This is a genomic window from Natrinema saccharevitans (genome assembly GCF_001953745.1).
GTDB classification, from domain to species: domain Archaea; phylum Halobacteriota; class Halobacteria; order Halobacteriales; family Natrialbaceae; genus Natrinema; species Natrinema saccharevitans.
In genome coordinates this window covers 1,581,068-1,600,462 of record NZ_LWLN01000001.1, presented here as the reverse complement: position 1 = coordinate 1,600,462, position 19,395 = coordinate 1,581,068, and the positions used below count along the sequence as shown (strand labels likewise).

The 19,395-nt window shown below is 65.0% G+C and carries 23 protein-coding genes; 14 read left to right on the top strand and 9 right to left on the bottom strand.

Going from position 1 to position 19,395, the window contains the following annotated elements; genetic code table 11:
• The first annotated feature begins 129 nt into the window (after positions 1 to 129).
• From A6E15_RS08120 to A6E15_RS20315, 4 genes are all read left to right on the top strand, one after another.
• Positions 130 to 966, top strand: coding sequence for an aldo/keto reductase (locus tag A6E15_RS08120; RefSeq protein WP_076145371.1), 837 nt, complete (start codon positions 130 to 132; stop codon positions 964 to 966).
• A gap of 104 nt (positions 967 to 1,070) precedes the next feature.
• Positions 1,071 to 1,838, top strand: a complete 768-nt coding sequence (locus A6E15_RS08115) for a hypothetical protein (RefSeq protein ID WP_076145370.1) — start codon at positions 1,071 to 1,073, stop codon at positions 1,836 to 1,838.
• Positions 1,839 to 1,921: 83 nt separating this feature from the next.
• Positions 1,922 to 2,110, top strand: a complete 189-nt coding sequence (locus tag A6E15_RS08110; protein WP_076145368.1) for a DUF7333 family protein — start codon at positions 1,922 to 1,924, stop codon at positions 2,108 to 2,110.
• Between the two features lie 152 nt (positions 2,111 to 2,262).
• Complete coding sequence (locus A6E15_RS20315; RefSeq protein ID WP_139326579.1) at positions 2,263 to 3,129, top strand: hypothetical protein; 867 nt, start codon at positions 2,263 to 2,265, stop codon at positions 3,127 to 3,129.
• 87 nt (positions 3,130 to 3,216) lie between these two features.
• Here the strand turns inward: A6E15_RS20315 and A6E15_RS08100 are convergent, their stop codons facing one another.
• Positions 3,217 to 4,188 carry a phosphoadenosine phosphosulfate reductase family protein gene (locus A6E15_RS08100; RefSeq protein WP_076145365.1) on the bottom strand — a complete coding sequence of 324 codons (972 nt, stop codon included), beginning with the start codon at positions 4,186 to 4,188 and terminating at the stop codon, positions 3,217 to 3,219.
• Between the two features lie 358 nt (positions 4,189 to 4,546).
• On the opposite strand from A6E15_RS08100, the gene A6E15_RS08095 reads away from it, so the two are divergent.
• Positions 4,547 to 5,659 carry a glutamate-cysteine ligase family protein gene (locus A6E15_RS08095; RefSeq protein WP_076145364.1) on the top strand — a complete coding sequence of 371 codons (1,113 nt, stop codon included), beginning with the start codon at positions 4,547 to 4,549 and terminating at the stop codon, positions 5,657 to 5,659.
• Between the two features lie 92 nt (positions 5,660 to 5,751).
• On the top strand, positions 5,752 to 6,492 hold the full coding sequence (locus tag A6E15_RS08090) for an SDR family oxidoreductase (RefSeq protein ID WP_076145362.1): 741 nt from the start codon (positions 5,752 to 5,754) through the stop codon (positions 6,490 to 6,492).
• On the opposite strand, the gene A6E15_RS08085 is transcribed toward A6E15_RS08090, so the two are convergent.
• Positions 6,489 to 7,001: a hypothetical protein gene (locus A6E15_RS08085; protein WP_076145361.1), complete on the bottom strand. Its 513-nt coding sequence runs from the start codon at positions 6,999 to 7,001 to the stop codon at positions 6,489 to 6,491. The two genes, A6E15_RS08090 and A6E15_RS08085, sit on opposite strands and share 4 nt — an antisense overlap.
• 117 nt (positions 7,002 to 7,118) lie before the next feature.
• Here A6E15_RS08085 and A6E15_RS08080 point away from each other — a divergent pair, with 117 nt between their 5' ends.
• Entirely contained in the window at positions 7,119 to 7,685 is a 567-nt protein-coding gene (locus A6E15_RS08080; RefSeq protein ID WP_076145359.1) for a hypothetical protein, read from the top strand.
• A gap of 101 nt (positions 7,686 to 7,786) precedes the next feature.
• Here the strand turns inward: A6E15_RS08080 and A6E15_RS08075 are convergent, their stop codons facing one another.
• The 4 genes from A6E15_RS08075 to A6E15_RS08060 form a co-directional block, all read right to left on the bottom strand.
• Positions 7,787 to 8,371: a DUF7110 family protein gene (locus A6E15_RS08075; protein ID WP_076145357.1), complete on the bottom strand. Its 585-nt coding sequence runs from the start codon at positions 8,369 to 8,371 to the stop codon at positions 7,787 to 7,789.
• A 121-nt stretch (positions 8,372 to 8,492) separates the two neighbouring features.
• Positions 8,493 to 8,837: a glutaredoxin family protein gene (locus A6E15_RS08070; RefSeq protein ID WP_076145355.1), complete on the bottom strand. Its 345-nt coding sequence runs from the start codon at positions 8,835 to 8,837 to the stop codon at positions 8,493 to 8,495.
• Between the two features lie 124 nt (positions 8,838 to 8,961).
• A complete protein-coding gene (locus tag A6E15_RS08065) occupies positions 8,962 to 9,759 on the bottom strand; it encodes a M14 family metallopeptidase (RefSeq protein ID WP_076145354.1) in 798 nt (265 codons plus the stop codon).
• Between the two features lie 109 nt (positions 9,760 to 9,868).
• Positions 9,869 to 10,615 carry a proteasome assembly chaperone family protein gene (locus A6E15_RS08060; RefSeq protein WP_076145352.1) on the bottom strand — a complete coding sequence of 249 codons (747 nt, stop codon included), beginning with the start codon at positions 10,613 to 10,615 and terminating at the stop codon, positions 9,869 to 9,871.
• 119 nt (positions 10,616 to 10,734) lie between these two features.
• On the opposite strand from A6E15_RS08060, the gene A6E15_RS08055 reads away from it, so the two are divergent.
• From A6E15_RS08055 to A6E15_RS08045, 3 genes are all read left to right on the top strand, one after another.
• The gene (locus A6E15_RS08055) at positions 10,735 to 10,986 is read left to right on the top strand and encodes a hypothetical protein (protein ID WP_076145349.1); all 252 of its coding nucleotides are present in this window, start codon (positions 10,735 to 10,737) and stop codon (positions 10,984 to 10,986) included.
• Between the two features lie 140 nt (positions 10,987 to 11,126).
• Positions 11,127 to 12,035: an RsmB/NOP family class I SAM-dependent RNA methyltransferase gene (locus A6E15_RS08050; protein ID WP_076145348.1), complete on the top strand. Its 909-nt coding sequence runs from the start codon at positions 11,127 to 11,129 to the stop codon at positions 12,033 to 12,035.
• A complete protein-coding gene (locus A6E15_RS08045; RefSeq protein ID WP_076145345.1) occupies positions 12,035 to 12,550 on the top strand; it encodes a DUF7122 family protein in 516 nt (171 codons plus the stop codon). The genes A6E15_RS08050 and A6E15_RS08045 overlap by 1 nt, the downstream gene beginning before the upstream one ends.
• A gap of 38 nt (positions 12,551 to 12,588) precedes the next feature.
• Here A6E15_RS08045 and A6E15_RS08040 read toward each other — a convergent pair whose 3' ends face one another.
• Together A6E15_RS08040 and A6E15_RS08035 are read right to left on the bottom strand one after the other, a co-directional pair.
• Positions 12,589 to 13,041: a response regulator gene (locus A6E15_RS08040; RefSeq protein ID WP_076145343.1), complete on the bottom strand. Its 453-nt coding sequence runs from the start codon at positions 13,039 to 13,041 to the stop codon at positions 12,589 to 12,591.
• Between the two features lie 87 nt (positions 13,042 to 13,128).
• Positions 13,129 to 14,700 (bottom strand): DUF790 family protein, encoded by a 1,572-nt coding sequence (locus A6E15_RS08035; protein WP_076145341.1) that lies wholly within the window; start codon positions 14,698 to 14,700, stop codon positions 13,129 to 13,131.
• 116 nt (positions 14,701 to 14,816) lie between these two features.
• Between A6E15_RS08035 and A6E15_RS08030 the strand changes: the two genes are divergently transcribed.
• The gene (locus tag A6E15_RS08030) at positions 14,817 to 15,398 is read left to right on the top strand and encodes a diadenylate cyclase (protein WP_076145340.1); all 582 of its coding nucleotides are present in this window, start codon (positions 14,817 to 14,819) and stop codon (positions 15,396 to 15,398) included.
• Positions 15,399 to 15,515: 117 nt separating this feature from the next.
• Here the strand turns inward: A6E15_RS08030 and A6E15_RS08025 are convergent, their stop codons facing one another.
• Positions 15,516 to 16,982, bottom strand: coding sequence for a DEAD/DEAH box helicase (locus tag A6E15_RS08025; protein WP_076145338.1), 1,467 nt, complete (start codon positions 16,980 to 16,982; stop codon positions 15,516 to 15,518).
• Between the two features lie 79 nt (positions 16,983 to 17,061).
• Between A6E15_RS08025 and A6E15_RS08020 the strand changes: the two genes are divergently transcribed.
• The 3 genes from A6E15_RS08020 (at position 17,062) to grpE (ending at position 19,265) form a co-directional block, all read left to right on the top strand.
• Positions 17,062 to 17,637 carry a DUF7342 family protein gene (locus A6E15_RS08020; RefSeq protein WP_076145336.1) on the top strand — a complete coding sequence of 192 codons (576 nt, stop codon included), beginning with the start codon at positions 17,062 to 17,064 and terminating at the stop codon, positions 17,635 to 17,637.
• Positions 17,634 to 18,077, top strand: a complete 444-nt coding sequence (locus A6E15_RS08015) for a hypothetical protein (RefSeq protein ID WP_076145334.1) — start codon at positions 17,634 to 17,636, stop codon at positions 18,075 to 18,077. Before A6E15_RS08020 ends, A6E15_RS08015 begins: the two co-directional genes overlap by 4 nt.
• Before the next feature lie 96 nt (positions 18,078 to 18,173).
• Positions 18,174 to 19,265 (top strand): nucleotide exchange factor GrpE, encoded by a 1,092-nt coding sequence (gene grpE, locus A6E15_RS08010; protein ID WP_076145332.1) that lies wholly within the window; start codon positions 18,174 to 18,176, stop codon positions 19,263 to 19,265.
• Positions 19,266 to 19,395 lie beyond the last annotated feature (130 nt).

The following is a 19,395-nucleotide window of genomic DNA, read 5'->3' as shown; positions in this document are numbered from 1 at the left end:
ACGGCCTTGAGCGCTACGCATCGCGCGGGCGGGCGGGCTCGTCGGCGTCGCCCTGACGACCGGCGGCCGACACCCGAATCGCTCTCCGCAACCCAAACCCATTTTCGCTCGCTGCCCCATCGTCCGGACATGGAAGACGCCGACACAGTCGCATCCGAAACGTGTCCGACGACGAACGGCATGCCGATGCTCGGCCTCGGTACCTGGCAGAACGACGATCCCGACCAGTGTGCTGAGAGCGTTCGCACGGCTCTCGAGACGGGGTATCGACACATCGACACCGCACAGGCCTACGACAACGAGGAGGCGGTCGGCGAAGGGATCGCCGCCGCCGACGTCGACCGCGAGGAGGTCTTCCTCGCGACCAAGGTCTGGATCTCGAACCTCGCCCACGACGACGTCCTCGAGACGGCCCGGGCGAGCCTCGACCGGCTCGGCGTCGACTACGTCGACCTGCTGTACGTCCACTGGCCCTCCGGGGAGTACAATCCCGAGGGGTCCCTCTCGGCCCTCTCGGAGCTGTACGACGAGGGTCTGATCGAGAACGTCGGTGTGAGCAACTTCCGCCCCGTGGATCTCGAGGTAGCCGTCGACGTCTGTGACGCGCCGATCCTCGCGAATCAGGTCGAACTCCACCCGCTGTTGCCTCAGGCGGAGATCCGGGAGGCTTGCGAGAACTACGACGTCGAGGTCGTCGGCTACTCGCCGCTGGCCCGCGGGCAGGTGTTCGACCAGCCCGAGATCCAAGACGTCGCCGAGAAACACGGCGTCACCGAGGCGCAGATCAGTCTGGCCTGGGCCCGCGAGAAGGGCGTCACGGCGATCCCGAAGGCGACCAGCGCGGACCACATCGCCGACAACTGGGCCTCGCTAACCGTCGACCTCGACCGGGAGGACATCGACACGATCGACGCCATCGACGAGACGAGCCGCGAGGTCGATCCCGACTTCGCGCCCTGGAACTGATCCGGGCCGCGGTCGCGGGCCGCGTTTTTTCCGCCCGGTATCGACCTGTCGTTCGCGAAGAAAAAGCAGGAAAGTTTACGGTACACCGGCTTTTTGGCTCGCGTATGTCTACCCGCTCACGAAGCGGTGGCGGTGGGTTCGTCGGCGCGGTCAGAGCCGACATACAGCGGTTACACGGAGCCTGGATGGAGATCGTCTTTCCCAGGCAACGCGGCCGCGGCCACTCCGTCATGGGCAAGTGGCAACCCGAAAGCCTTCCCCAGAAGGTGGCCTATCACGGCTGGAGCGCGCTCGGGATCGTCGGCTTGCTCTTCCTCTATCCGCTTACTGTCCTCGGTCTCGCGACCCGCTACTACGCGGCGAAACTCGACTCGACGCGGACCCGCCTGGGTATCGTCGGCGTCACCGGTATCGCCCTGCTCGGCTGGGGTCTCCTGACGATCGCCTGGGGTGCGATGTCGTACATGGAACAGGTCGACATCCCGCTCGAGGCGGTGCTTGCGGTCGCGGCGGCAAGCGGCGTCGCGACGGTCGCGACCGCGCTCGCGGCGACCGCCACGAAGGTCGGCGGCCGGGGGACGACGGTCGTCTTCGCCTACCCCTTCGCGATGACCGCGCTGTTCCTGCCGCCGGTCGTCGCCGCCCTGGTCACGCCGTCGCTGCACCCGTACGTCCTCGACCCCAGCTACGAGTTCGCCGCCTGGGCGCTGGACAACGTGTTGGTCGTCGGCGGCCTCAACGAGTTCCTCCGGAGTAACTTCACGCTCGAGGGGGCGGCCTACGCGGGGATGTGGCTCGGCCTCTCGTTCCCGCTGGGCTGGTTCTTCGGGGTCGTCGTCGCGCTGGCGAACCTCGTTCGCCCGTCGCAGTAGCGACCGTTCGTTTTCTCGCCACCCGACGTGAACGGACTGCCGATTCCCGATACCATTAGGTGCCCCCCTCCTAAGGCTCGCACATGGAGTTCGATCTTCCAAAGACCGCAGTCGCGTTTCTCGTCGTGATCGGGATCGGTATCGGGGGCATGTTCGCTACGCCGATGGGAACGGACACGGTATTGATGATGGTTGCGCCGTCGATGATTGTATTTGGATTAATAATGACTCTTTTGGGCATCAAACACGGCGAGTACCGCGCCACCAACTAGTATACCCTTCTGCATATAGTTGCGTAACAATTTAATTCGGAGTGGTGGATACAATATTTTATTCCGGGGGCAGGGAAGATGGCCCAAACATCATTATAGGCACATATAATAATTAAGAAAAATATAATACCAAAAATGTGTTTATCATATATATGGTTGAAAACAATCCAACCAAGAGGAGAAAAGTAGTGAAGTCGCTTTGCGGTCTTACGGCTGTTGGGCTTCCCGGTGTGGCGTCCGCCAGTGATACTGACGATCAAGGCGAAGAAGCCAAAGAGGAACGGCCCACAGGGACAGGAAGTATTTCTCTCGAATTAAGTCCAGAAAACATGAAATCTCCCGATGAAATGACCAAAGTTGCTCTTGAAGCTACCGACGATACAAACATTTCTCCCACAGCTGTCGCTCCAGGAACTATTAGTGGGAAATCACTACAGGTGCGTCCGACGCAAGAAGCAGCAGATGGTGTGAATAATCTGGATCCTGTCGGTGGTGCAGATTATGATTATTCAATCACTAATGCGCTGGGAGTTGATTACGCTAAGGTGGAAAATACTGCAATGTTGTATAAGTCTCAAGAACGGGATAATGACGGCTATTATCACTATATGATGTGGCTTTGGTCAAAAGCTGAGGCGCAAGAAATCTGGGCCTATACTTCCTTTACAAACAGAGTTAATGTGAAAAAAGATAGCGTGTATTTATCGAATTGGGCGCCGACTAGGACAATAGATAAAAATAACCGTCCCGTTTCTATCGGACTTGAAGTCGGACTTGAAGGCGGACCGACCATTAGTATCAGTGGATCTACCGAGATCCAAGATGGCGAATTCTCTACTAGTGAAATTGATACTGGTCAGTCAGGAAGACATAAAATCAAATTCGATGGAAAAGGGAGTGTATCTAGCACTAATGCAATCAATGGAGTCACCCATTTCCGAAGTCAGAACGATTATGATTTATATCAGGATGAGCTGCCAGCTGGACACTTTAGCGTTTATGCAGAAGGTGAAACATAGTGTTCATATAATCAAAACCGAAAAAGTATAAGTCTAATTATGCATTTGGCGGTGTAATTTGAAGGGTGTCAAGCCGGCCGTACCACCCTACATATAACCCAGATCGCGCAGTCGCTCCATCAGGTCCTCCTTGTCCTGGGCGCGGCCGGCGCGTTCGGTCGTCCCCTCGAGATCCTGAAGCCAGGCGGGGTCCTCGTCGCTCTTTTCCGTGCTGACCTCGCTGCCCAGCGAGCGGAAGCCGGCGAAGTACTTCGGCGAGATCGGAACGTCGTCCTGGGTGACACCCTCGGGGAGGTCGTCATCGGCCTCCGGGACGTAGCCCTCTTCCGGGAACTCGTCGACGGTGTCCGGCACGACGAAGTTCCAGAAGGCCTCCCAGACGGCGGCCTCGTCGAACTGCAGGATGGGCTGGATGCGGTCGTGGGGCGGGTAGATGTCGGGGTCGTGTCGCGGCGAGAAGAACGTCTCGTCGGCGCGGGCCTCCTGTTCGTCCCAGCGGACGCCGGAGATGACGCCGTCGATGTCGTACTCCTCCAGGGCGTCGTTGAGCGCGACCGTCTTCAGCAGGTGGTTGCCGACGTAGGTGTCCAGCAGGAACGGGAAAGTGTCCTCCTCGTACTCGAGGATCTCCCGGACGTGATGTTGGTTGTGCTCGGAGAGTTCGGAGATCTCGATGTCGTCGCCGGGCTCGAGACCGTGTTCGTCGACGTACTCGCCGACGTCTTCGTTGCGCGCGTAAATGACCTCGAGGTCCCACTCGTCGGCCCAGTGGTCGACGAAGTCGTGGATCCCCTCGAAGTGCTGGTAGTGGTCGATAAAGACCGCGGGCGGTACCTCGAGGTCGAAGCGGTCGGCGACCTCCTTGATGAAGTACAGCGTCAGCGTCGAGTCCTTGCCGCCGGTCCACATCACGGCCGGGTTCTCGTAGGCCTCGAGCCCCTCGCGGGTGACCTCGATGGCCTTCTCGATCTTGTCCTGAATGTGCTGGTAGTCTTCGGGGTCTTCGCCGTTGCCGTCGTCGTAATCGACGTCGACGTAGTCGGGGAAGTTCTCGGTCATCTCGTGTAATTAGATGTAATTAGGAACTGTAAATCCTTTGGGTCGTCGGAAACGCCTGTCGCTACTCCGGATCGGGAACGGACGGCGGGGCCACCGCAATCGACTCGAGTGGGGACGACCGTCGGGTACCCGTGGCATTCGTCGCGACGGCGAGCGACCGGCGAGACCGGCGAAGTCACCGATTCCGGCAACGCTTTCCGCACCGGGCGGCCCGGCGGAGCGACCGCGAATATTTCCACTCGCGAAAGCTTCTTGATACCAGTTCTCTCACGTTGGAATGTGGATAGATAGCACAGGACAGTAGCCGGCGGCTGGGTGGGTCGGTCGGCCACCGAGCCGAGATCGCGACTCCCTACACGTGTCAGCACACGAATTACCGCCGATACGACGGAGCATCGAGGTCGAGTACTGGGTCGTCGACGACCGGGGCCGACTCGTCGAACCGGGCGATCTCGTCGAGGCGTCGCCGGGTGCCGAACGGGAGTTCGTCGAACCGTTACTCGAGATCAAGACGACTCCCTGCGAGTCGACCGCCGAGTTGCGCGCGGAACTGTACGAGCGACTCGGGGCCGTCCTCCAGCGGGCGGACGAACGCGGGCTGGGGCTGGTCCCGCTCGCGACGCCGATCGATCACGGCGAGATTGCGGATCGGCCGAGCGACAGGACCCGCGTCCAGGCACAGGTCATCGGATCGGACTTCGAGTACGTCCGCCACTGCGCGGGGACGCACGTTCACGTCGAGCAACAGCCGGGACGGGCGGTCGATCAGTTGAATACGTTCATCGCGCTCGATCCGGCGCTGGCGCTGGTCAACTCCGCGCCGTACTTCCGCGGCCGGTATCTGGCGACGGGCGCGCGTTCGAAGCTCTACCGCTGGATGGCCTACGACGATGTCCCCCATCAGGGACGGCTCTGGCCCTACGTCGACGATACCGAAGAGTGGACGCGCCGCCTCGAGCGCCGATACGAGGACTTCGTGACGGCCGCCGTCGACGCGGGGATCGATCGGGCCACGATCCGGGCGCAGTTCGATCCCGAAAGCGCCGTCTGGACGCCGGTCCAGCTCCGGGAGTCGTTCGAAACCGTGGAGTGGCGCTCGCCCGACACCGCCCTTCCGAGCCAGGTCGTCCGACTGGCGGATCGACTGGCCGACACCGTCGCCCGCCTCCGCGAGAGGGAGGTCCGGATCGAGGGCGAGGCGGGTCGCGTGACCGACGACGAGATTGTCATCCCGACGTTCGACGCCGTCATCGAGTACGTCAACGCCGCGATCCGGGACGGACTGGCCGCGGACGCGGTTCGGTCCTACCTCGAGCGAATGGGGTTCGACGTCGCGACCTACGAGCCGATCGCCCACGACATCGGCGGCCGCGGCCCGGTCGACCGCAAGGCGGCGCGCCGACTCCGACTCGAGTACGCCGAGCGGCTCGAAACCGACGTTCGGCGGGCCGGACGGATACCCGGTGACTGAATCCGGCGATACCAGAGCGCGCTTCGCCTCGGTGACCGATCCGACCGGTCGGGCGAACGTATTACTCGCTGGCCCCGTAACCGATCGGTCACATGACGACGCTCAACGACGAGACGATCATCGTCACCGGTGCGAGCAAGGGACTCGGACGCTCCATGGCGCTTGCCCTCTCCGACCGCGGCGCGAACGTCGTCCTCACGGCCCGCAGCGAGGCCGACCTCGAGGCCGTCGCCGACGAGGCGGCCGACGAGACGCTGGTCGCGCCGGCGGACGTCCGCGAGGCCGACGACGTCGACCGCGTCGTCGACGCCACCCTCGAGCGGTTCGGGCGCGTCGATACGCTGATCAACAACGCCGGCGTCTCCGGGCTCAGCTTCGGCGAGGAGCGCCGCTCGCTCGTGGAGACCGACGAGGAGGAGTGGGACACGATCATGGACGTCAACGTCAAAGGCGTCTCCCTGTTCACGAAGCGGGTCCTCGAGGCGATGCTCGGGGCCAACCAGGACTCGGGCAACGTCGTCAACGTCTCTTCGGGACTGGGCCGGTACGCCATCCCCGACGCCGCGGCCTACATCACCTCGAAGTGGGGGCTCGAGGGCTTTACTCAGGCCGTCGCGCTCGAGGTCGAAGACGAGGGAATCAACGTCAACGCGATCGACCCCGGCGGCCGGGTCAACACGCGCATCTGGGAACACCTGCCCGACGACGAGCGCGAGGAGATCCTTCAGCCCGACGTGATGGACGACGCGGCCGCGCTGCTGGCGGCGCAGGGATCCGACGGCGTCACCGGCGAGTCGATGACCGCCGAGGAGTGGGAGGACAGGCTCGCCTAATAGTCGGCGTCACAGTCGTACGACACGTCCTGAATCGTCGTTTTCTGATGAATGTATATTGGTTCGGAAACGCCGATTCGAAGCGTGACATCACCGGTTCCCTCGGCCGTGGTGGTACCCGAACACGATACCACGACCTCGCCGGTCTCCCCTTCGGGCAAGTTCGTCGGGGCCTCGCTGACCTCGAGGGTATCGTCGGATGCGCCTTCGACGGTGTCGACTTCTATACCGAGGTTTGAATATGCGGTAGCATACCTGTTTTCGAGTCTTGAAACTGTCTGTGGTTGATCGTCTGGAAAACAAATGAAACCCAAAAAACAATCATAATTTGATATTCCTTCGGAATTATACTCCCCTTGGACCGAGAGATATGCCTCGCTCTCTCCGGCGACGTTCACGGAGGCGTCCCGTTCGGCGACGACCTGATCGAACGCGCCGAACTGGACGCTGCCGAGAGCGACGCCGAGAACGATCAGTAGAAGACCGAACGCGGAGATGAGCCGATTCATGTTGAGCCCGGAGTTGCGGCCGTCAGTTCGCGTCCGTGCGTCGTTTCCGACCGATACCGAACGGTTATATATCTATAGTATTAAACTTTGATAGGAGCGCTCGAGAGTGACCACCGAATGAAACGACGCACGGTTCTGGTCGGGTTGGGGGCTCTTACCGCCGGTGGTGGGGTGGCCTTCGGGACCGGTGCGTTCAGCCGAACCGAAGCCGAGCGCGGTGTCACCGTGTCGACCGCAGTCGACGATACTGCACTGTTGCGGCTCGCACCTGGCTCCGGGGACGACGGCGGGTTCGTCACGGCCGAGAGCGACGGGACGATCACCGTCAAGATCGCCGAGGTCGATAACGGTACGTCCGATCCGGGGCTAGGTGTAAACGACGGCTCCGTGACCGGGTTTCCCAAACTCATCGAAGCGGAGAATCGCTCGGAGCGCGCGATCGAGGTGTCCGCGACGGTTTCGCCGACCGGCGGCGTCGTTCTCTTTCCAGACGGCGGCTTCGACGGTCCCGAAGCGATCGACCGACTCGACGATCCGACGAACTACGTGACGATAGCGCAAGGGGAGTCGGCGGAGTTGGGGCTCGCGCTCGATTCCGGATACGGTACGAGACAGATTCCCGGGACAGTCTCCGACGGCGATTCGGTCGGTCTCGAGATCAGCGCAACCGACGCTGAGAACTAATTTGTTACGTCCGTACGATCAGTCGTTATAGCTGTTGCTCTGGGTCTTCAGCGAGGGAAACGCAACGGTCAGTTCTCCGTTCCGTTCTGGTGGAAGCGCTTTCAGTCCGTGATGAACTCGTTGTCCCGCCAGTTAACGCCGCCCTGTCCCGAGCCGGTGTCGCGGGGCCCCTCGACGACTTCGATGTCCGCGGGGCGGGGTTCGCCGTCGACGATCCGGGTCGCCTCGAGATCGCCGTCGTGTTCCGAGATGGCCGTCAGCGTCCCCTTCTCGGCGGTCTCGGCGATCTCACAGAGAACGAGGAACATCTCGTATTGCAACAGCGAGTTCTGGAGGACCGTCTCTCGGTCGCCCTTGAACGCGGCGAACTCGACGAGTTCGGACTCGATCTCCTCTTCCTCTTCTTCGTCCCAACTGAACGATTTCTGTCGCCGTTCGTCGGGGTCTTCCTCGTAGACCCGATTTTCCGTGACGCTGGCTTTGAGCTGGGCCGTCGGCGTGTACTTGCTGACCGACTGATCCTCGGCGACGGCCTTGAGTATCAGCGTGTTGTTGCGTCGCGTGATCTCGACGTCGTCGATTCCGTCGGGATATCTCGCTTCGTCGATGTGTTCGCGAAGGTCTTCGAGGGGCAGTTCAAGGGTCGAGTGCAACCGATATACGTGTCTGGATTCCTCTGTTGACATTGTGGGAAGGTGTGTCCGGCGATAGTCGTGATATGCTAGTACGAGGGCGTGACTTATATGACCTGCTATTAAATGTGTGAGATATCAGCTCGAGTAGACGATTCGTGTCGGCGGCTCGACCTTACGCGGTCTCGAGCGCCGCCTCGAGTTCGCCCCGTTCCTCGAGTTCCTCTAAGACGTCGGAGCCGCCGACGAACTCGCCGTCGACGAACGTCTGCGGGATCGTCTCCCAGCCGCTTTGTTCCGACAGCGCCTGTCGGAACTCGTCGAGGGAGTCGAGGACGTCGACGGTCTCGAACTCGTCGCGGTGCTGGTCGATCAGACCCAGCGCCTTGCGGGAGTAGCCACACTGGGGCATCAGTTCGGTCCCTTTCATGAAGAGGACGACCTCGTTTTCCTCGAGCGCCTCGGCGACCCGTTCGTCTACTTCGTCCTGATCGAGACCCTGGTTCGGTGGGAACTCCATACCCGTCCGTAGGACGGTAAGGGGGATATGCCTTGCGTCATCGGCACTCACGAACGGTCGGCCGCAGTGGTCTCCAGCAGCCGAACTCGACCGGATCCACTGTCGACGCGGTGAGCCGGGCGACCTAATCGGCCGACGCCGGCGTCTCGAGGACGTCGAGTTTCTCGGCGGCGTAGCCGAAGACGTTCCGGTAGCCGTTCGGAGACATCAAGACGGGATAGAACGACTCGTCGGCGACCTGCTCGTCGCCGTCGGCGGCGGCGAAGGAATCGCCGGCCTCGACCTCGGTGAAGTTCTCGACGAACACCTCGTAGGTGTCTGCCTGTTCCTTGCTGATGACGTCCGTGAGCCGATAGATCGGGAGGTCGCGCCGGACCGTGTCGCCGGGCAACACGCCGACGGCGGCCAGAAACGCCCGCGTCAGCCGATCGGCGTTTTCGGCGGCCGTCTCCGAGCCCTGGAGCCCGCACTCGACCTCGACCGTGTCGATCTCGGCGAAGAGCCGTCCCTCCGCGAAGTTGCTCGTCTCGACCATCGCCGTCACGGGTAGCTGTGGCACGATCTCCTCGGCCGTCTCGCTGACGCCGTTGACGACGGCGAACGGTTCGGCGTGGCTCTGGGTCGAGTGCATCGAGAAGGTCAGACAGCCCTCGAGTTCGTCGACCAGTTCGGTGGCGAGGCGGCCCTCGTGGGTCGTCGCGTCCGGGTCGCCGGGGAACGCACGGTTGAGGTCCTCGTCGACGAATCGAACCCGTCGCTCGAGCGCTTCCTCGTTGGCGACGATGAGCTTGACGGGCCGTTCGACGGTCGGGCGCTCCTCGAGCAGCCGTTCGACGGCCCGGACGCCACAGGGTTCGTCCCCGTGAACGCCCGCGACGACTGCGATCTCCGGCTCCCCCGACCCGAGCTGTGCGACTCTCATCACTAGTTAATTCGGCTGAAGAGTCAAAGGCGATTCGGTCTCTCACCCGGCTACTGTGGTTGCATATCCCACGACCGAGGTGGGGTAATGGATCGGTCGGCGATCGATCCTACTGGTACATTCGCAACGGCTGGGCCTGCGAACTCTCCTCCCGTGCGATCGCCTGCATCTGTTGGGCCAACTGTTCCCGTTTCGCCCGGATCTCCTCGGCGCGATCGACCAGTTCGCTCACGTCGATTTCGATGTCGGCAATCGGAGCGATAGCGTCCTCGAGCAGGACGCTCGCGGCCTCCGGATCGGGAAACTGGTGGTCGCACTCGACGACGAAGCCGAGGCTGTCGTCGTTCTCGTGGGCGGCGCGGTTGAGCAGCGCGCCCGTCGGCCCGGTGATGACGCCGTCCTCCGGCGGGGTCGCCATGTCGGTGTCCTCGAGTCGCTCCCCGGCGTCCCCGGTCGCGATCCCGTAGAGATCCGGCCGCTCGCCGTTCTCGCGCTCCGCCGGGAGGCCGCTGAGATACAGCGGGGTCGCCCCCTGCTCGACGATCCAGCCGGTCAGACACTCCGCGACGCTCTCGACGGCCTTGGCGCTGATCGGCGCGTCGCTTCGGAGCGCGAGCAGATCGCGGTCCTCGTCGACGTAGAGTCGGACCGGCGGTCGGACCGTCCGGTCGCCCTCGCGGTAGACGCCGATCCGCGGCAGTCCCTCGCAGTTGACGCTCGCGTAGTATTCCATCTCGAGTTGCTCGATGAGGTGGTCGGTCGCGATCTTGCCCACGAGGCCGACGCCCGGAAACCCTTCGACGAGCGTGGGGTTCTCGAGAGTCACCGATTCGCCCTGAACGCGGATTCCCGTCATGCTCGGACCGACGCACGTCAACGGCTTAAAATCGGGGGCAGGGTGTGCCGACACCGCCGCCGGATTCGTGTCCGTCGCCCGCGAATTTATGTCGATCGCCGTCCATCGTTCGTCCAACGATGACGACGACCGATCCGGAGTCGGGAAAGACACGGGAGGACCGCGACGCGATCGTCCGTTCCGCAGTCGCGGACGCGATCTTCGACGCCGTCGGCACCCTCTCGCTGCTGGGATTCTCGCTGCTGTTTCTGGCCGTCGGCGTGCGGGGGCTCCTCGTCGACGGATCGACGGCGGTTGCCGTCGCCGCGCTCGCCGCCAGCGTCGCGGTCGCCGGGTCGGCGTTCGAACTAATCCCGCCGTCCCGGCACTGAGACGGCCTTCTATAGGTCATTCCCGGTGCAACGCGACCGCGCTGCGATTGCACCGAGACATCGTTACAGCAAACCGCATGGCCCGGGTTGAGCCGGCCGCTTCGAAACCCACAAACGCCAGTCGCGCGAACCCGCAGTCGATGGAGCCACTCGAGCGGTATCGACCGATCATCGACGACTTCGAGGACTTTCTGGCGGCCTGTCAGCGGCCGCTCGGCAACGCCGTCCGCGTAAACACGATCAAGGCCTCGGTCGACCGGGCCCTCGCGGCCCTCGAGGCGGAGGGACTCGCGTACGAACAGGCCGACTGGAACCCCCGCGTGTTGGACCTCGAGACCGACGCGCCGGGCTCGACGTGGACCTCCTTTCACGGCTTCACCCACGGACAGGAGGAGGTCTCGGCGGTGCCGCCGGTCGTCCTCGATCCCCAACCCGGTGAGCGGGTCTGGGACTGCTGTGCCGCACCGGGCGGGAAGGCGACCCAGCTCGCCGCGCTGATGGACGACCGGGGAACGGTCGTCGCCAACGACAACAACCTCGGGCGGATCTCGGCGCTGCGTTTCAACGCCGAACGGCTGGGCGCGACGAGCCTCGCGGTCACGAACGAGGACGCCCGAAATTACTCGCTCGAGCGATTCGAGTTCGACGAATTCGACCGGACCCTCGTCGACGCCCCCTGTTCCTGTGAGGGGACGATCCGGAAGAATCCCGACGCGCTGGACAACTGGTCCGAGGGCCACGTCTCCTCGGTCGCGGGGATCCAGAAGGGGATCATCCGCCGGGCGATCCAGGCCACCCGCGAGGGCGGGACGGTCGTCTACTCGACCTGTACGTTCGCTCCCGAGGAGAACGAAGCCGTCGTGCAACACGCCGTAGACGAGGAAGACTGTCGCGTCGTCGACTTCGCCCTCGAATTAGAACACGCGCCCGGCCTGACCGAGTGGGACGGCCGGTCGTTCGACTCGAGCCTCGAGAAGGCGGCCCGGATCTACCCGCATCACAACGACACCGGCGGCTTCTTCGTCGCGAAACTGGAGGTGACCGCGTGATGAGCCACGACAACGACGGCCAGCGGTTCGATCGGCTGCCGGCCACGGCGGACGAGCGGACCGTCGGGGGCCGAGCAACTCGCGAGGAGGTCGTCGACTACTTCGCCGACCGGTTCGGGATCCCGCCCGCGACGTTCGACGACTACACCTTCTGGGAGAAGGGCGCGGGCAAGATCTGGGTCTACGGCGGCGAGGCCTCGACGCCGCTCGAGATCGAGGCGATCGGGATGACCTGTCTCCGCACCCGCCAGGAACACTGGAAGCCCACGACCGACTTCGTCCAGCGGTTCGGCCGCGCGGCGACGGCGTGTGTGATCGACTTAGCGCCCGCGGAGGCCCGCCGATTCGCCGCGGGAGCGGATCAGGAGATTCCGCGGTGGGACGGCGACTGGGGCTACCTGATCGCCGCCCACGACGTCGCCGGCGAGCGCGAACCGATCGGCGTCGGCCTCTACGTCCACGGCGAACTCCGCTCGATGGTGCCGAAGGGTCGCCAGCGCGACCTCGAGTCGTAGCGGTCTCGACCACCGATATCGTTCGCCGCTCGCCGTCCTTACGAGGGCACCGGCGGCAGCGTCGCCTCCTCGATCCAGAACGCCTCGACCGCGCGGCCGATGTCGGCGAACTCGTCGGGATCGGTCGGTTTCGTAAGGTAGGCGTTCGCACACAGTTCGTAGCTCCGGACGATGTCTTCGGTCGCCTCGGAGCTCGTCAGGACCAGTACCGGCAGCGACGTCAGTTTCGGGTCGTTCTTGACCGTCTCGAGGACCTCGAACCCGTCGGTCCTGGGCAGGTTCAGATCGAGCAACATCAGGTCCAGTTCGGGACCGTCTTCGCTCGCCGCTCGTTCGTGGAGTAACTCGAGGGCGGCGCTGCCGTCGGTGACGGTATGGAACGTCGTTTCGAACTCCGCCGATTTGAACGCCTCCTCGATGAGGCGAACGTCGCCGGGGTTGTCCTCGACGAGCAAGATAGAGACGAGGTCGGTGGAGGGGGAGCGGGTCACTGTCTATCCCTTGGACTTCGGACGCTTAAACCTGCGTACAAAGCACGTTGGGGACCGCGCGTTCGGCCCGGCGGCCGGGTCGTGGCGTCACTTCGGGTCCCGTTCCACGAGCGTCCCGCCGGCCAGCCCGTCCCACTCGACGCGATACCCCAGCCGCGAGAGGACGGCGCTCGCGTCGGCGATCCCATACTCCTCGAGGACCGCCTCGGCGTCCTCGAGGGCCATCCCAGCCTCGATCTCGTCGGCCAGCGACTCGAGGACGGCCGGTCGGACGAGCGTCCGGCCGACTCGTTCGTGGTCGGGGACGGCGACGTCAGCCAGTGCGTCCGCGCTGACGCCGTGGCGCTCGGCCAGCCGCTCGAGCGCGATCGCGTCCTCGTCGGGTCGAAGTTCGTCGGGCAGGGCGGCCGCGCTCTCGGCGACCAGCTGGCGCTCGTACTCCCGGAGGACGCCGGCGACGTCTTTGACCCGCACCGTTCCCGAGTAGGGGATCGCCCGGTGGTCGCGGGCCGCGATCTCCTCGCCGACGCCCAGCGACTCGTCGACGGCCACGAGCATGTCCACGTCCTCGAGGTCGGCCAGTTGCGCGAGTTTCTTCTCGACGTACTCGGGGGTCCAAAAGCCCATGATCTCGAAGTAGAGCCGGAAGTCGCCGTAGGCGTAGTCGAACGCGAAGTCGGGGATCATCACCCGCGTCCCCGTGGCGAGCGGCTCGGGCTCGCGGACGAGGTCCCAGTCGAGATCGAGGTTCGTAAATCGGGCGGCGAAGTCGGCCTCGACGCCGCTGTCGAACGAGACGTCCGCGACCGGTTTGGCGTCGGGCACCCGAACGGGGTCGTCGTGGGAGAGCGAGAGCGTCCGTTCGGTCCCGCGGTCGTCGATCGTCGCCTCGAGCGACCACCGCTCGGCCGACGCCACGGTCCGTAACAGTCGCGCGAAACGGGTGCCGTACCGTCGCGTCGCCCGGAAGAGACGGGTCGGGCCGGTCACGACGACCTCCCGTTCGGCGATCCCGTCCCCGCCCGCGAGATCGCCTCCCGTAGCGTCCCCGCTCGGCGCGGACTCGCCCTCGAGCCGCCGGATCTCGTACAGCAGTCGCAGGCGCTTGATCGCCGAGATCAGGGCCTTCGGATCGCTCGAGCGGAGTCGGACCTCGGTCGCGTCGAACAGCGCCGTCTGGGCCAGCGACAGGTTGTACTGGGCGAGCAGTTCGTCCGGCTCCCAGCGCGAGTCGACCGCGGTCAGGACCCGTCGCTCCTCGAGGTCGGCGTACAGCGCCGTCTCGAGGGCGTCGGCCGAGACGCCGAGCGACTCGCCCGCCCGGATCAGCGCCATCGCGCGCTCGTCCTCGGTGACGACGCCGACAGCCTCGGCGGCTTCGAAGGCGGCCCGGCGGGCCCGCTCGGGATCGATCGCCGCGTCGGTCTCGAACGCTGCCTCGCGCTCGAGCAGCGCCGAGAGCCCGCGGACGAGTTTGAAGTCGTCGGCCTCGCTCTCCAGGGTAGTCAGCGCGTCCTCGAGTTCGCCGCGGGGTTCGCCGACGTGGCCCTGATAGGTGCCGATGACCCGGGCCGCGAGCGGGCGCCGGTCGCGGCCGGCGAACTGCGGGTGGTAGCCGCCGCCGGCCCGCGAGACGCGCAACAGGTCCTTCGTCAGCATTCGTCAGATGTCGGCGCGGCGTCGACAAAAGTGGCCCGGACGAGGCAGCGGCCATCACCCTCGCCGGCCGGCGGTTCGGCCACCGGGATTACGGTCCCCTGATTCCATCGTCCGATATGGACGATTCGTCGCTTCGAATCCCGTACGGAACCCACGACGGGGTTCGAGAACTGATCGACCGTCTGTTACACGCGCTCGAGTCGATCAGCATCGACTTCGATCGCTGGGACGAACAGTACGTCAGGGGCCCCGGGATGTACGTCGCCGTCGTCGTCGGCCCGTCGATCGCGGACTTCGCACACCCGATGGGCGACAACACGTGGCCGACGGACCGCTGTCGCGACGTCCGTCTCGACCTCGACGCCTTCTACGAGACGGCCCGGGAGGTCGCGAGGACCCGCGACGGGGCCGTCGTCGTCAGCGCAGACGGCGTCGTTCAGGAACAGCTGGTCCGGTTTACCGACCTCTCACCCGACGAACTCGAGTGCGGGGCGGGGGACCCGGACGATCCCGGCTACGAGGACTGGATGGGGTCGCGCCACATGAGCGCGCTGGACACCTCGCGGCGGCCGACCGTGGTGTCGACGCTGACGTTGAGCGAAGAGACCGGGCGCGTGACGCGCTTCGAGGACGGCTCGTTCGAGACGACCGGGCGGGGAGACCTCGGCGGGGAGTGGAACCCGGAGACGAGCGATTGATGGGGCCCCACCGCGGACCGAGCGACGCGATACCGCCTCGAGCGCCACTACGGGGCCGACGTGGCCCGGAACGGCCGGCCGGATGCGGTCGCTCGACGCGGGCCGCTCTTCGCCGCGTCACTCTCGCCGCCGAGCGGCGATCCGTTCCTCGCCGGTGTCGGCGGCGACGACCTCGTAGAGGATCGCCCGGCCGCCGTCGGCCGTCGGGCGGAGGATCCGCCCGAGCCGCTGGACGAACTCCCGCTCGCTGCCGCTGCCGGAGAGGACGACCGCGACGTTGGCGTCGGGAACGTCGACGCCCTCGTCGAGGACGTTCGAGGTCGCGATCCGGCTGTAGGTGCCCTCGCGGAACCGCTCCAAGATCCCGCGGCGCTCCGCTGTCCCGGTCCGGTGGGTGATCGTCGGGGTGAGGAACCGCTCGCTGACGTCGTACGCCAGGTCGTTGTGGGCCGTGAAGACGATGACCCGGTCGTCGCGGTGGTCGTCGAGGATCCCCGAAAGCGCCTCGAGTTTGGCCTCGCTGCCGAACATGATCTCCCGTGCGCGCTGGCGCGCGAGCAGCGCCTCGCGGGCCTCGGGATCCGACCCCGACCGCTTGACGAGTTCCTGGTAGTCCGCGCCGCTCCGCATTTCGATGTTCGACTTCGCGAGGTAGTCGGTGAAGACCTCCTGGTCTCGCTCGTACTCCGTCCGCTCCTCGGGAGTGAGCGACACCTCGAGGCGTTTGAGATCGTAGGCCGCGAGGTGGTCGCCGGCGAGGTCGTCCACGTCGACCCGGTGGACGAGCGGCCCGACGAGGCCTTCGACGACTTCGTGTGCGCCGTCGGGCCGCTCGAAGGTGGCGGTCAGGCCCACGCGTGCGGGGGCGGCCAGCAGCCGCGCGATCTCGCGGTACCCCTCGCCGCCGAGGTGGTGAGCCTCGTCGAAGACGGCGAACCCGAACCGGTCGCCCACCGAATCGGCTTTCAGGTACGCCGAGTCGTACGTCGAGACGGTAATCGGCTCGAGCCGCTGTTCGCCGCCGCCGAAGCGCCCGATGGGGCCGCCGAACTCGCGCTCGAGCTCTCGCTCCCACTGCTCTACGAGGTCGATCGTCGGAACGACGACCAGCGTCGGGACCGAGAGCCGCTCGATCGCCTGCAGCGCGATAACGGTCTTGCCGCTGCCGGTCGGCAGTTCGAGGACGCCGGCGGGCGCTCGAGCGGCCGGTTCGGGACCGGGCGCGTCGGTCCATCGGTCGGTGTCGAGCCACGCCTCGAGCGCCCGTTCCTGGTACGGCCGGAGTTCGTAGGCTGACGCGAGGTCCCCGACGGACTCGAGATCGAGGACCCGGTCCTCGAGTGCAGCGTCGGCCCGCCACAGCGCCGCCCGCAACTCGGCGTATCGGTAGGCGGGGACGCGCCAGCCGCCGGTCCGGGAATCGGCCTCGAGTTCCGGAACCGACTCCCGGAGCGACGACGGCGAGAGTGGCACGGCCTCGAGGCCGTCGATCCGGATCGTCCCGTCCTCGTACCGGCATTCGATTTCGGGGGAGTCGCCGTCGGGGCTCCGCGTCACGGCTTCCAATCGAGGGCAGACGCACATATACGGTCGGATGTCCCGGGCGGAAGCGATATATTTCCATGACGAAAGGATTTATTCCGTATCGCGGGCTAGGACGGGTATGAAAGAGCCGGATCCGGAACTGAAAGCGAGCGCGGACGAGCGCGAGGAGCGACCGGATTTCGACGCGCTGACGCCCCCCGAAGCGGTCGCTCGCGGCGATCGCACGCGCGACGATTTCTTCGATGCGGCCCTCGAGTTAGACGCCCCGACGACGGTCGGTGACGTCGCGGAACGCGCCGGCCACGGCGTGGACGCGGCCAGGGAGTATCTCGAGTGGTTCGAACGCATCGGGATCGTCAGGCGCGTTACCGAGTCGCCGGCGACGTACGAGCGAAATCGGGAGTACCTGATCTGGCGTCGCGTTCAGCGTCTCCGGGAGCGGTACGATACCGCCGAGTTGGTGGACTCACTCGAGGCGGAGACGGATCGCGACGAGGCGTTCAGCGAGGCGTTCGACGCCGCCGATCCGAACGAGGTTTCGATCGCGGCCCACGCGTCGGCGACGGACCGGTCCGTGGAGGACGTGTGGGAGGACGTTTCCGCGTGGAAGACGGTCCGCGATCGGATCGCCCTGCTCGAACGTGCGTTGGCGACCGCTCCCGGCGATACCGCCGACGGACGATCCGCCGTATGACCGACCGGAGCGGCGAGGGTCCCGAGGGCGAGAGCGGCGCACCGGTCGACTTCGATCGCCTCGACCGTATCGCGGCCCGGCTCGCTACTGACGATCGGTTCGACCGGATCGAAGCGGAACCCGAGTTCGCACCGGGTCGGATCGTCGGTCGATACGATTCCGGGTTCTATCCGAATCGGATCCGCGCCGCCCATCTGGAAATCGTTTGGTTCGAGAACGGCGATTTCACGTTCCACTATCACGAGGATCACGAGGGGAGGACGTTCGATCACCGATGGGACCGGCATCCGTCGGACCACAACGCACGGGACCACGTTCACCCGGGCCCCGACGCGCCGACACCGGGGTCCGACGCGTCCCACCCGTCGGACTGGCGTGACGTCCTCGCGATGGTCCTCACGGAAATCGAAACTCGACAGCGCGGTTTCTGGACCGAGTGAGGTGAGCGGTGCAAACGACGCGGATGACAGAGTCGGTTCGACGGCACCGACACGGGTACCTCAACCCTTTTATTACCGCTGTTCGTTGACAGCCATATGAGCGAAGACGAGGGCACGGAGCGGTTCGCCCAGGGTGTCCCGTCCGAGGAGGAATCCGACGACGGCGAGACGACCGCGGCGGATCCCGACGTCTCGACGGATGGGGAATCGGAGCCGGCTTCCGACGACGAGGAGTCGGACGTGGAACCCGCGGCAACCGACGATGCGGATCAGACGCCGACCGACGCCGATGGGGACGGTGCCGAGGCCGAGTCGACTCCCGAGGCGGACGAGACCAGCGCACCCGAAACTAGCGAGGACATCCAGCGCGTCCTCGATCGGATTACCGAGTACGACGACGAACTCGCACGGAAGGTCAACTCGATCGTCGAGGAGGCCCGCAACCTGAACGGCACCGTCAAACACCAGCGCGACGAACTCGAGGATCTCGAGGAACGCATCGAGTCCCAGGCCGAGACCATCGGCGAACTGCAGGACGAACTCGAGGCCCGGGACGAGCGACTCGCGGAGTACGAGGAGGAAGTCGAGGACTTGAAGAGCCGGCTCAAGCGCAAACAGGCCGACTTCCAGAACTACAAGAAACGCGCCAAGAAGCGCCAACAGCAGATCAAAGACCGCGCCACGGAGGATCTCGTCGAGCGGCTCATCACCGTCCGGGACAACCTCAAACGCGCCCTCGAGGAGGACAGCGACGACGTCGAGAGCCTGCAAGAGGGCGTCGAGATGACGCTCAAGGAGTTCGACCGGGTCCTCGAGGACGAGAACGTCGCCGAGATCGACCCCGAGCCCGGTACCGAGACCGATCCCCAGCGCCACGAGGTCATGATGCAGGTCGACAGCGACCAGCCCGAGGGGACGGTCGCCGACGTCTACACGCCCGGCTACGAGATGGGCGACAAGGTCATCCAGAACGCGCAGGTGACGGTCTCGAACGGGGAGTCCGCCGACGACGAGTCCTCGAGCGACGACACGGTCGCCGGTTCGGACGGCGACGCCGACGGCGACGAGTCCGGGACCGACGAGGGGCCGGCCGAGTCAGACGACGGGACGACCGAGGACGGCGAAGACGACGCAGAGGCGATCGAACTCGGCGGCGAAGTCGCCGGCGACGCGACCGACGAGGAGTAACCAGCGCTCTCGGTTCGTCGTCGCTTCGGCCCGCGGCGACGACGCGATCGGCCGTCTCACACCCAGTCACTGATCCGGCACGGGGGCCGATCGACCGATCTTCCCCGCTCGTTTTTACTGTCTCCCAACT

What these genes read in the sequence shown, in the direction of transcription:
- A6E15_RS08120 (WP_076145371.1), top strand. Translation starts at nt 130, where the DNA reads ATGGAAGACGCCGACACAGTCGCATCCGAAACGTGTCCGACGACGAAC.
- A6E15_RS08115 (WP_076145370.1), top strand. Translation starts at nt 1,071, where the DNA reads ATGTCTACCCGCTCACGAAGCGGTGGCGGTGGGTTCGTCGGCGCGGTC.
- A6E15_RS08110 (WP_076145368.1), top strand. Translation starts at nt 1,922, where the DNA reads ATGGAGTTCGATCTTCCAAAGACCGCAGTCGCGTTTCTCGTCGTGATC.
- A6E15_RS20315 (WP_139326579.1), top strand. Translation starts at nt 2,263, where the DNA reads ATGGTTGAAAACAATCCAACCAAGAGGAGAAAAGTAGTGAAGTCGCTT.
- A6E15_RS08100 (WP_076145365.1), bottom strand. Translation starts at nt 4,188, where the DNA reads ATGACCGAGAACTTCCCCGACTACGTCGACGTCGATTACGACGACGGC.
- A6E15_RS08090 (WP_076145362.1), top strand. Translation starts at nt 5,752, where the DNA reads ATGACGACGCTCAACGACGAGACGATCATCGTCACCGGTGCGAGCAAG.
- A6E15_RS08085 (WP_076145361.1), bottom strand. Translation starts at nt 7,001, where the DNA reads ATGAATCGGCTCATCTCCGCGTTCGGTCTTCTACTGATCGTTCTCGGC.
- A6E15_RS08080 (WP_076145359.1), top strand. Translation starts at nt 7,119, where the DNA reads ATGAAACGACGCACGGTTCTGGTCGGGTTGGGGGCTCTTACCGCCGGT.
- A6E15_RS08075 (WP_076145357.1), bottom strand. Translation starts at nt 8,371, where the DNA reads ATGTCAACAGAGGAATCCAGACACGTATATCGGTTGCACTCGACCCTT.
- A6E15_RS08070 (WP_076145355.1), bottom strand. Translation starts at nt 8,837, where the DNA reads ATGGAGTTCCCACCGAACCAGGGTCTCGATCAGGACGAAGTAGACGAA.
- A6E15_RS08065 (WP_076145354.1), bottom strand. Translation starts at nt 9,759, where the DNA reads ATGAGAGTCGCACAGCTCGGGTCGGGGGAGCCGGAGATCGCAGTCGTC.
- A6E15_RS08060 (WP_076145352.1), bottom strand. Translation starts at nt 10,615, where the DNA reads ATGACGGGAATCCGCGTTCAGGGCGAATCGGTGACTCTCGAGAACCCC.
- A6E15_RS08055 (WP_076145349.1), top strand. Translation starts at nt 10,735, where the DNA reads ATGACGACGACCGATCCGGAGTCGGGAAAGACACGGGAGGACCGCGAC.
- A6E15_RS08050 (WP_076145348.1), top strand. Translation starts at nt 11,127, where the DNA reads ATGGAGCCACTCGAGCGGTATCGACCGATCATCGACGACTTCGAGGAC.
- A6E15_RS08045 (WP_076145345.1), top strand. Translation starts at nt 12,035, where the DNA reads ATGAGCCACGACAACGACGGCCAGCGGTTCGATCGGCTGCCGGCCACG.
- A6E15_RS08035 (WP_076145341.1), bottom strand. Translation starts at nt 14,700, where the DNA reads ATGCTGACGAAGGACCTGTTGCGCGTCTCGCGGGCCGGCGGCGGCTAC.
- A6E15_RS08030 (WP_076145340.1), top strand. Translation starts at nt 14,817, where the DNA reads ATGGACGATTCGTCGCTTCGAATCCCGTACGGAACCCACGACGGGGTT.
- A6E15_RS08025 (WP_076145338.1), bottom strand. Translation starts at nt 16,982, where the DNA reads ATGTGCGTCTGCCCTCGATTGGAAGCCGTGACGCGGAGCCCCGACGGC.
- A6E15_RS08020 (WP_076145336.1), top strand. Translation starts at nt 17,062, where the DNA reads ATGAAAGAGCCGGATCCGGAACTGAAAGCGAGCGCGGACGAGCGCGAG.
- A6E15_RS08015 (WP_076145334.1), top strand. Translation starts at nt 17,634, where the DNA reads ATGACCGACCGGAGCGGCGAGGGTCCCGAGGGCGAGAGCGGCGCACCG.
- grpE (WP_076145332.1), top strand. Translation starts at nt 18,174, where the DNA reads ATGAGCGAAGACGAGGGCACGGAGCGGTTCGCCCAGGGTGTCCCGTCC.